The organism is Leifsonia sp. HAY1-4F, assembly GCF_056755275.1.
Genome location: NZ_JBNDHX010000137.1, coordinates 1 through 8,751 on the forward strand (window position 1 = coordinate 1; position 8,751 = coordinate 8,751).

An 8,751-nucleotide genomic window follows, 5' to 3' on the forward strand; every position below is an offset into this window, starting at 1 on the left:
GCTCACGATGCGGCACTCTCGGACTTGCGTGCTTCCTTTGGTGTCGACGTACACCTGATGGGTGCCGACCTCATATGTGCCCGCAGCGTTGTCGTTGATGCTGAACGTCTCCGTGGAGACGGTCGTCGATCCGTCACTCATCGCCGTCGTCACGGTGATCGTGAGGTCATTCCGGTTACCGGAACGTTTGATCACTGAGGCTTTCGCGTCAAAGGAGAGCGGCGTTCCGAACGAGAAGAACAGTGAGTTCGTAGCGGTGGACGCAGGACTTGTGGTCGCGCCCTGCGTGCTGAGCCGCAGACGTACCGCTGCATCATCGGGCGATGAGGAAGGTCCGTCAACGGTGAGATCGACGAGCCGTCCATCGTGCACGAGGTAGTAGCGACCGACCCCGGTGCCTCGGACCTCGAACTTCTCGGGATCACCGACCGCCGAGGGTCCCAGGATGATCTCGTTCTCTCCGTTCACTTCTGTCGACGAGACGCTGAGATACCGCCCGGTCGTCGCGTCTTGCAACGAGTAACTCTCATCCGGATTGGTTACGAGCCGGAAGTAGGGCGCATTCTTCTGCATCGCGCTCGCCGCCACCGTTGAATCGTCCTGGATGGCCAGGTACGAGTTCAGCGTCTCCGTCGCATAATCTGCCGGGATGGTCCCGCCTGGGGTCATGGTGCGTGCCGCCAGCGGTGCGTCTCCCCACGCACTCACCTCCGGCCAGGTGCGCTGGTACCACGGGGTGAGCATCGTCCGCAGCTGGATATACGGTGCGACAGTCGTCGTTGCCGGGCCGTTGTACATCGTCAGAGTGTCGAAGTTGAGCTCGTCCATGTGGACGAATCCTTCAGGTCGGGAGGCCTGTGCCGCGCGTGCCAGCCACGTGATGTCCACACCGGGCACCTGTGAGTAGTGCGCATACGCATCTTCGTAGACCGGCCTCAGTTGTCCGCGGAGGATCGACTGCTCGTCCAGCGTGGTCCAATAGGCGCTGTTGTCCGTTCGACCGAAGATGTTCGGTACGGGTTCGGCCCGGAGTTCGCCTTCTCCACTGAAGAGGTTGTACTGCGCGACCCAGCTGAACGCGCGTGCAAGCTTGTTGTCGTCGAGGCTCCACAGGTCGACGTTCTGACTTTCGGCGATTCTGGCGATATCGCCCATCAAGCCGAGCCCGAGTTGCGCGTGGGCCTGGTCACGGGCCGTTTCTTGTGTCTGTCCCCAGTCGGTCACATAGTTTCCAATGGACCCGTTCATGAATGGGCTTTTGTACATCGACACGGCACGGTCGAAGATCGGCTTGCTGTCGGTCAGAACGCCGATCGCCTCCAGAGACACGATCGCTGCACCGTCCCAGTTTCCGTTCGCGATCATCGGCGCACCCGCGTCCTGGATGTCGGGGTAGACGACGTTGAGCATGAGTCGCTGGAACGCTGCGAATTCGTCGCCGGAATAGTCGGCATAGCCGCCGTGATAGTAGCGAAGGATTTCGGCGGCGTTGATGTATTTCAGTGTCGCCAAACCTGCCCCAAGAATCTGATCTCTGCCGTCGATCTGTTTCAGGGTGGACGACCACCCGTCGAGGATCTCTGCGGTCTTTTGCGCGTATCGGTCGTCACCCGTGATGACCCATTGCAGCGCGAGGAAGTACGCGGCGCCTCCCGAGTTTTCATAGTCGGCGATGTTGCCGGATCCTGCGGGTGTACCGCGGCCGACTCCACTGCGGAACACCGGCTGGAAGTCGAGGGAAGACATAGAGTTCGGCACGGAATTCTTCAACCGCAGGTAGTCGGAATACCACGGCTCCTGCTTGTTCGCGATGTGGTCGCGCATCGCATCGAGCTGCGCCCCGGTCAGCGAGACGCCAGGATGATCGAAGATTTCGACATCGACCTTCGACGTGACAGGTCCCGAATCGGAGTTGTACTGCACCGTGTATTCGTGGGTTCCCGTCGTGACTCCTGTGATCGTCACGGCCAGTACGGTCCCGTCATAGGCGGCGGTGGCGTTCCCATCGACGGCGTAGTGGGAAGCGTCCGTATCGCCATTCACCGGCTTCCAGGCAAGTCGAACGGAAGAACCCGTGACTGATTGCTGTACTTCGAGCAGATCGGACTCAGCAGATGTGAAGGTGAACAGGTGCGCGCCCTTGTCGCCCGGGGCGACGAAGAGGCCGGCTGCGCCCGCCTGGACCGGGGACACTGTGGCTTCGGCACCATCGCGCAGAGCGTCGAGATGGCTCGCGATCGTATATTGGTGAGAGTTCGGATACCCCTTGATCGAGAACCGTTCACCCCATCCGACGTCCGGAGCGCTCGCGGTGACGTTGTAGTTCGCGCCGGACTTCGTGTAGTAGGGCCGGCCTGCACCACCGGCGTAGTTCTGGATGGTGAGGTACTTCCCACTGTCGAGGCTTCTGATCGCGTACGTGGTCTGCTGTCCGCCACCGAGCCCCTGGTAGGGTGCGGCGGTGTACTTGTAGCCGTAGATCGCGAAGAGGCCGGCCGAGTGCGCGTCATCGGTCAGACCCACGGCGCCCGAGGCCGCGTCGACGGTGAGGTATTCGCCGCTTTCGTCCGCAATGTGCACCACGTCTTGTGCCGACTGTCCGTTAGACGGGTAATCGCTGAAACTCTCGCTGACTGGATAGTCGACGGGCGGAACATCAGTGGTTCGTGCGATCTGGACCCAGGGTTGCACGGTGGCGTTCGGTGCGCGTGTCGAATAGATGTCCGTGCCGGCGACTGTTTGATCGTCCACCGCCGTGGTCGTCAGATCGATGGACAGCACGTCACTCTTGGCTGCCTTCGCGGACCTGACAAGTTCGGTGATGTCGATGGGAACCGAGGCGTTTCCCTGAGGTGCCGTCGCCGACGCCACCGGCGATCCCTGAACGTCGAGCGGTCGATTGTTCCAGGTGACGTTCGTTTCTGCCCAAGCAGTGGTCGAGGGTTTGCCTGCGCTGGTCAGGTACTCGCTACTGCGCACAGCGACAAGGCTCGCCGCGTTGTTGTACTTGGTGATGTTCAGCACAACGGATTGGAGCGTCGACACGTCGATCTGGGAGACGTCAAACCGGAAGTAGGCGTGACCGCCCTTTCCGACCACCAGGTTTGCTGCTGTACCGAAGTTCGTCGAGGGGGACGTCGATCGTACGTAGACGTCGTCGGCGAGTATCGATGCAGATCCTGCCGCCTGACTCGGAGGAGACGTCACCGTGACAGAGACAAGGGCCACGAGAGCCGTGAGGATCACGCCCACGATGGTTTTGCCGCCGCGATGGGACAACAGAGGGTCCTGGAGGGACCGTTCTTGAGCGGTCGATCGGTTGCTCATCATGCTCCTTTGCATGGTTGGCCAATTCATCGTGCAACTAGTTTCAATACGGGCGAAATTAGACCACCCGAGGCCACCACGTCAAGCTTTCGGTCGAGTCGGGGCTCGAGGGTTTCACGTCCATGACCGGTTCCACGATGGAGGAGCTCTACGATCTGAGAGTGGTTCCCTTCGGCCCGAATTCGCCCGGTTCACTGTCGGCTTACGCACTGTGGGGTCCGGGCGACCACCAGAACAGGAGAGCGCAGAACCGATGATGGTCGAGTCCATAACCCACGCCCATGCCTGCTGACAAGCGATTCCCCCGCTCCGTCTTCGGCACCGGAAGCGAGCCCGATGCACGGTTCAGCCTGGCCAACGAGCGCACGTTCCTTGCCTGGATCCGCACGGGACTCGCTCTGCTGGCAAGCGGCGTCGCCCTGGAAGCGCTCAGCCTCGGCATCCATCCCGGCTTCCGCCTGGCCGCCTCACTGCTGCTGCTGGTCGCCGGCCTCGTCACGCCGATCCAGGCGTGGTTCGGCTGGAAACGGACCGAGTCCGCGCTCCGTCAGGAGGCTCCCCTTCCCAGTGCACCGCTGACGATCTTCCTCACCGTCGTCGTCACGGCTGTCGGAATCCTCGTCCTCATCGGCGTCCTGGTCCGATGAACGGCCCGGTCGACGCCGGCCTCCAAGCCGAACGGACGGCACTCGCCTGGCGGCGGACCTGCCTGGCGCTCCTCGCCGGTTCGCTGGTGGCCACGCGCATCCTTCCCGAGCTCTTCGGGGCGTGGTCCGCTCTCCTCGGCGTCGCTGGGGCGGTCTGCGCCGGATTGCTGCTGGCCGCGATCCAGCGACGCTATCGAACGCACCAGAGCAACGTACAGGGCGATGGCGACCCCAGGACCCTCGCGGGCGGCGGCCTGATCGGCGCGCTCGCCCTCTTCGCCGTCAGTGCCGGCGTGATCAGCATCGGAGCCGTCGCTGTGGTCATCCTCAGCCGCGACATCCCGTAGCTGCCGGTCGCAACGTAAGGAGATTCGCACGAATGCCGTTCGAATCTCCTTCACTACTGCCAAATGAAGGAGATTCGACACCCGATCTCCTTCGATGCACTCAGGGGAAGACCCTGACAAGCGCCTGAGCGAGGCTGGACCGCCGCCGGAAAGCGGTCTATCGTGCGGTTCCGGTCTGTGCTCTCTCATCAGATGGACCGCGGAAGGAACACTTTGACCCTCGACCTGTCCCCATCCCCCCAGCTCAGCGCGCGGTTCGCTCCGGACGCGACCGGGGAGCTGATCGTCGACGGCGTGCGCGAAGGCTTCGCCGAGGAGAGCACCCAGCGACTGCGGGAGGCGGTACTCGGCCGTGTGGGCGAAATCGCGGCCGCGGCGGGGCGGCCGGTGCAGCTGATGGTCTCCGACGAGGAGGGCGACTGGCTGCTCGCGGTGCAGCCCGACGGCAGCATCGGCGACGAGGAGGCGCTGTCCGTCGACCCCGACCTCGGCCTCGGCCTCGAGCCCGAACTAGACCCCGTACTCGACGTCGAGCCCGAACCCGCGCCCCTCCGGGAGGCTCCGCCTCGGGAGTCTTTCCTCCGGGTGGAGCGCACCCGCCCGGATCGAGCCCGGCAAGGAGTCCGCGGAGCACTGGCCCGCGCGGGTGTCCCCCTCGGACCATCGGCAGCCGAGCTGCGAGAGCGTGCCGAGCGGGATGCGGTGAGCCGTCACTGGGCCGGCCCGCGCACGATCGCGATCGTGAACGGCAAGGGCGGCGCGAACAAGACGCCGACCACGGCGCTCCTCGCGGCCGTCTTCGCACGAAACGGCGGCTCGGGCGTGCTGGCCTGGGACAACAACGAGACCCGCGGCACGCTCGGATGGCGGACCGAGAAGGACCACCACGATGCCACGGTGCAGTCCCTGCTTCCGGCGGCGGACACCCTGCTCTCCGCAGGCGCCCGCACCGCCGACATCGGGCACTACATGCACCACCAGAATGCGGACAAGTACGACGTGCTGCGATCGAACCCCACCATGCTCGCGACCGAGCAGCGGATCTCGAGTGCGGATTTCGACCGCCTGCATGCCGTCGCCACCAAGTTCTACCGCCTGGTCATCATCGACAGCGGCAACGACGAGTCCGCCGAGCGGTGGCTCCGGATGATCGACCACACCGACCAGCTCGTCATCGCGACCACGGCGCTCGGCGAGCACGCGGAGGCCGGAGCTCTGCTTCTCGAGGCGCTGATGCAGCGCGATGCCAACTCGGCTCGCCTGGCGCGCGACGCCGTCGTCATCGTCTCCCAGTCGGAGCGCACCGGACCGGCTTCCGACGTCCGGCGGGTCGCCACGGGCTTCCAGCCGCTCGCCCGGCGCGCGGTCACCATCCCGTTCGATCCGGAGATGCACGGCGGGCGGCTGTCCTTCGAGGCGCTCGCGCCGGGGACGCAGCGCGCCTGGCTGCACGCGGCGGCCGCCGTCGCCGAGGGTCTGTAGCGGCGCTCCTCGTCGGCCGCCTTGCTCCCGAGTGCGCGCTGACCCGTCCTCAGCGGTCGCGACCCTCATCCGGGTGTCCCCCAAAATGCCGCTACCGGAGGGCTCCGACATAGGCAAGGCTCATGAGGTGAGCGAGCAGACGGACGTGGGCACGGGCGCGGAGTCGGCCCGGCGGAGCGTCCTGCGCCCCCGCCGCCAGCTGTACCTTCGCGGGATCATCGCTGTGCTCGCGCTGACAACCCCGGTCTTCGCGGTCCTGTACTGGCTGGCCCTGCCGTCCGGCGCGTGGCCGTTCGTCCTCGTCGCCCACGTGATCGTCGTCGTCGCGACCGTATCCGGGGTGACGTCGTTCCTCAACACGACGATCACCCTCGGCCCGTCCGGCGTGCACGAGCGCGGATTCTTCGGGCGGACCCTCCACGTGGGCGTCAGCGAGCCCGGCGAGGTGATCCTCGTGCAGGTCTACGAGGGCAGCACGCTCGACATCCTCCCCCAGCTGTTCGTGGTGTCGCGCCAGGGCCGACTGCTGATCCGGATGCGCGGACAGTTCTGGTCCGAGGCGGATATGGAGCGCGTGGCGGAGGAGTTCGAGGTGCCCGTGACGCGCCCCGCCGAACCCATGACGATGAATCAGGTGCGGCACGCCTGGCCGCGCGCGCTGTACTGGTTCGAGCGCATCCCGCTCGGACGCTGACCGCGGGAGGCGCGGGCGACACAGCGGGCGCTGCCGGCGCTGACGGCGCGGGATGTCCTAGCGGCGGCCGACGCGATCGTTCGGCCGGTGAGCGGCGTGGCCGGAGCGACCGTGCCAGGATGACAGCGTGACCGCCCGCATCCATGCCGAGCCGCGCAGCAAGGGGCTGCTGACTCCGCAGCGGACCGATCCCGCATTCGCCCCGCCGGTGACCATCGCACGCCGTGCGGCGGTCGGGCGGGCGAGCTTCTTCGTGCGCCACTACTGGCTCCCCCGCTGGGAGCTGCCCCCCTCCGGCAGCATCCGTCAGGAGGTCCTCGAGTACCCGACCGCGAACCTGGTGATCGAACCGCAGGCGGCCGCACTGTACCGCGCACAACGTGGAGCCGGCTCGCGCACACTCGAAGGCTCGGGATGGGCGTTCGGCGTCCTCCTGAACCCGGGAGTGGCACGCGGCTGGGCGGGCGTGTCCGTGCGCAGCCTCCCCTCCGCCACGCCCCTCGACCGGCTCGTGGCACCCGGAACGCCGCAGTTGACGCTCACGGTGCGCGACCGCATGTCACGGGGCGACGACGAGGGCGCGATCGAGGCGTTCGAGTCCTGGCTGGATGGTCTGCCCGAGCCGGACGACGACGCGCAGTTGGTCGCCCGGATCGTCGCGGAGGCCGAAAGCGATCGCACGCTGCTGCGGGTCGAAGAGCTGGCCGACCGCTTCGGCCTCGGCGTCCGCCACCTCCAGCGGCTGGTCGCCGGCCACATCGGCTTCGGACCCAAGTGGCTGATCCAGCGCTACCGGCTGCAGGAGGCGGCGGCCGCCCTGCGATCGGAGCATCCGCCATCCCTCGCGACGCTCGCCGCCGAGCTCGGCTATGCCGACCAGGCGCACTTCAGCCGCGAGTTCCGCGCTGTCATCGGCGCGACTCCCGGCGTCTATGCGGCCGCGCAGGGCCGGCCGTGACCTTCCTGCCGAGGAAGAACGGATGCGGAGCCGTCGCCTCCGCCGCGAGGCGGTAGGCCAGCGGCGTCCACACGATCACCGCGACGGCCGCTCCCAGCAGCAGCCCGCCGACCGTGTCGCTGATCCAGTGCGCGCCGAGGTAGGTTCTGCTCACCGCCATCAGGACCGCCCACACCACGCCGACAATCCACACCCAGACGCGTGGGAACAGGATGCCCAGAACGACGACCATCGTGGCCGCGTTGGCCGTATGCCCGGACGGGAATGAACCGGTATCGACGTGCACGAGGATGTCCGTCGGCCGCGCGCGGTCGACGGTGTGCTTCAGCAGCTGCACGCAGGCGACCGAGAGGATGCTCGCGGCCGCGAAGAACGTCGCGCCCCACGGGCGGCGGAAGGCGAGCAGAAGCAGGAAGATCAGAACCGGAATGACCATCGAGCCGAGGATGCCTCCCCCGACGTAGTTGAAGAACAGGGCCGGCCCCAGCCAGAGCGGGGAGCGGTGCTCGACGATCTCGCCCATCCACTCGGCGTCGATGCTGAACGGCTCGTGCGGACGCAACGCGATGATCACTCCGAGACCGACCACGAGCACGACGGCGACCGAGCCGGCGATCACCGGCCACCTCCGCGTGACCCGCGCTGCCTTGACGACGTCGTGGCCCTCGGCGTCCCCGGGCGGGACAGCGGGATGCTGCGTGCTCATGCCGCCAACGTACCCGCGGTCCCGAGCGCCCGCCTGGGGAGGGGGACCCGGTCCCCCGAGGTGCTCGTTGTTGCAGTCCTCGGCGGCGTGTCGGATGCAACAACGAGCACTTCGGCGGGCGCAGCCCACGGAGACGGTCGCGCGGACGGCTCACGGCGGCTCGGGTTCGGGCGGCTCGGATTCGGGCGGCTCGGGTTCGGGCGGCTCGGGTTCGGGCGGCTCGGATTCGGGCGGCTCGTTCGGCGAGGTGCTCGTTGTTGCAGTCCGCGGCGGCGTGTCGGATGCAACAACGAGCATCTCGGCGGGCGCAGCCCACGGAGACGGTCCGAGTGGACGGCTCACGGCGGCTTGGGTTCGGACGGCTTGAGTTCGGCGAAGTGCTCGTAGTTGCAGTCGGTGGCGGCGTGTCGGATGCAACAACGAGCACTTCGGCGGATGGAGAAGAGAGGAACCTGTCTCTTATACACATCTCCGAGCCCACGAGACACTCGCTAATCTGGGGGGGGGGGGTTGGTTTTGGGGGGGGGGGGGGGGGGGGGGGGGGGGGGGGGGGGGGGGGGGGGGGGGGGGGGGGGGGGGGGGGGGGGGGG

At 66.7% G+C, this 8,751-nt stretch carries 7 protein-coding genes; 5 read left to right on the plus strand and 2 right to left on the minus strand.

The window, feature by feature from the left end; all coding sequences use genetic code 11:
* Nucleotides 1-3,327, minus strand: a 3,327-nt coding sequence (locus tag ACPYOG_RS17775; protein WP_481295485.1) for a CBM96 family carbohydrate-binding protein, incomplete at its 3' end; no start/stop codon positions are given.
* A 281-nt stretch (nt 3,328-3,608) separates the two neighbouring features.
* On the opposite strand from ACPYOG_RS17775, the gene ACPYOG_RS17780 reads away from it, so the two are divergent.
* The 5 genes from ACPYOG_RS17780 (at nt 3,609) to ACPYOG_RS17800 (ending at nt 7,455) form a co-directional block, all read left to right on the plus strand.
* Nucleotides 3,609-3,974, plus strand: a complete 366-nt coding sequence (locus ACPYOG_RS17780; RefSeq protein ID WP_090039846.1) for a YidH family protein — start codon at nt 3,609-3,611, stop codon at nt 3,972-3,974.
* Nucleotides 3,971-4,321, plus strand: coding sequence for a DUF202 domain-containing protein (locus tag ACPYOG_RS17785; RefSeq protein WP_481295486.1), 351 nt, complete (start codon nt 3,971-3,973; stop codon nt 4,319-4,321). Before ACPYOG_RS17780 ends, ACPYOG_RS17785 begins: the two co-directional genes overlap by 4 nt.
* A 213-nt stretch (nt 4,322-4,534) precedes the next feature.
* The gene (locus tag ACPYOG_RS17790) at nt 4,535-5,803 is read left to right on the plus strand and encodes a MinD/ParA family ATP-binding protein (RefSeq protein WP_481295487.1); all 1,269 of its coding nucleotides are present in this window, start codon (nt 4,535-4,537) and stop codon (nt 5,801-5,803) included.
* A 127-nt stretch (nt 5,804-5,930) separates the two neighbouring features.
* The gene (locus ACPYOG_RS17795) at nt 5,931-6,497 is read left to right on the plus strand and encodes a hypothetical protein (RefSeq protein ID WP_481295488.1); all 567 of its coding nucleotides are present in this window, start codon (nt 5,931-5,933) and stop codon (nt 6,495-6,497) included.
* Between the two features lie 127 nt (nt 6,498-6,624).
* Entirely contained in the window at nt 6,625-7,455 is an 831-nt protein-coding gene (locus ACPYOG_RS17800; protein ID WP_481295489.1) for an AraC family transcriptional regulator, read from the plus strand.
* On the opposite strand, the gene ACPYOG_RS17805 is transcribed toward ACPYOG_RS17800, so the two are convergent.
* Nucleotides 7,406-8,161, minus strand: coding sequence for a phosphatase PAP2 family protein (locus ACPYOG_RS17805; RefSeq protein ID WP_481295490.1), 756 nt, complete (start codon nt 8,159-8,161; stop codon nt 7,406-7,408). The genes ACPYOG_RS17800 and ACPYOG_RS17805 overlap by 50 nt on opposite strands.
* Between the last annotated feature and the right edge of the window lie 590 nt (nt 8,162-8,751).

Excerpts from the sequence above, each read along its gene's own strand:
- ACPYOG_RS17805 (WP_481295490.1), bottom strand. The coding sequence starts at position 8,161 with ATGAGCACGCAGCATCCCGCTGTCCCGCCCGGGGACGCCGAGGGCCAC.
- ACPYOG_RS17780 (WP_090039846.1), top strand. The coding sequence starts at position 3,609 with ATGCCTGCTGACAAGCGATTCCCCCGCTCCGTCTTCGGCACCGGAAGC.
- ACPYOG_RS17785 (WP_481295486.1), top strand. The coding sequence starts at position 3,971 with ATGAACGGCCCGGTCGACGCCGGCCTCCAAGCCGAACGGACGGCACTC.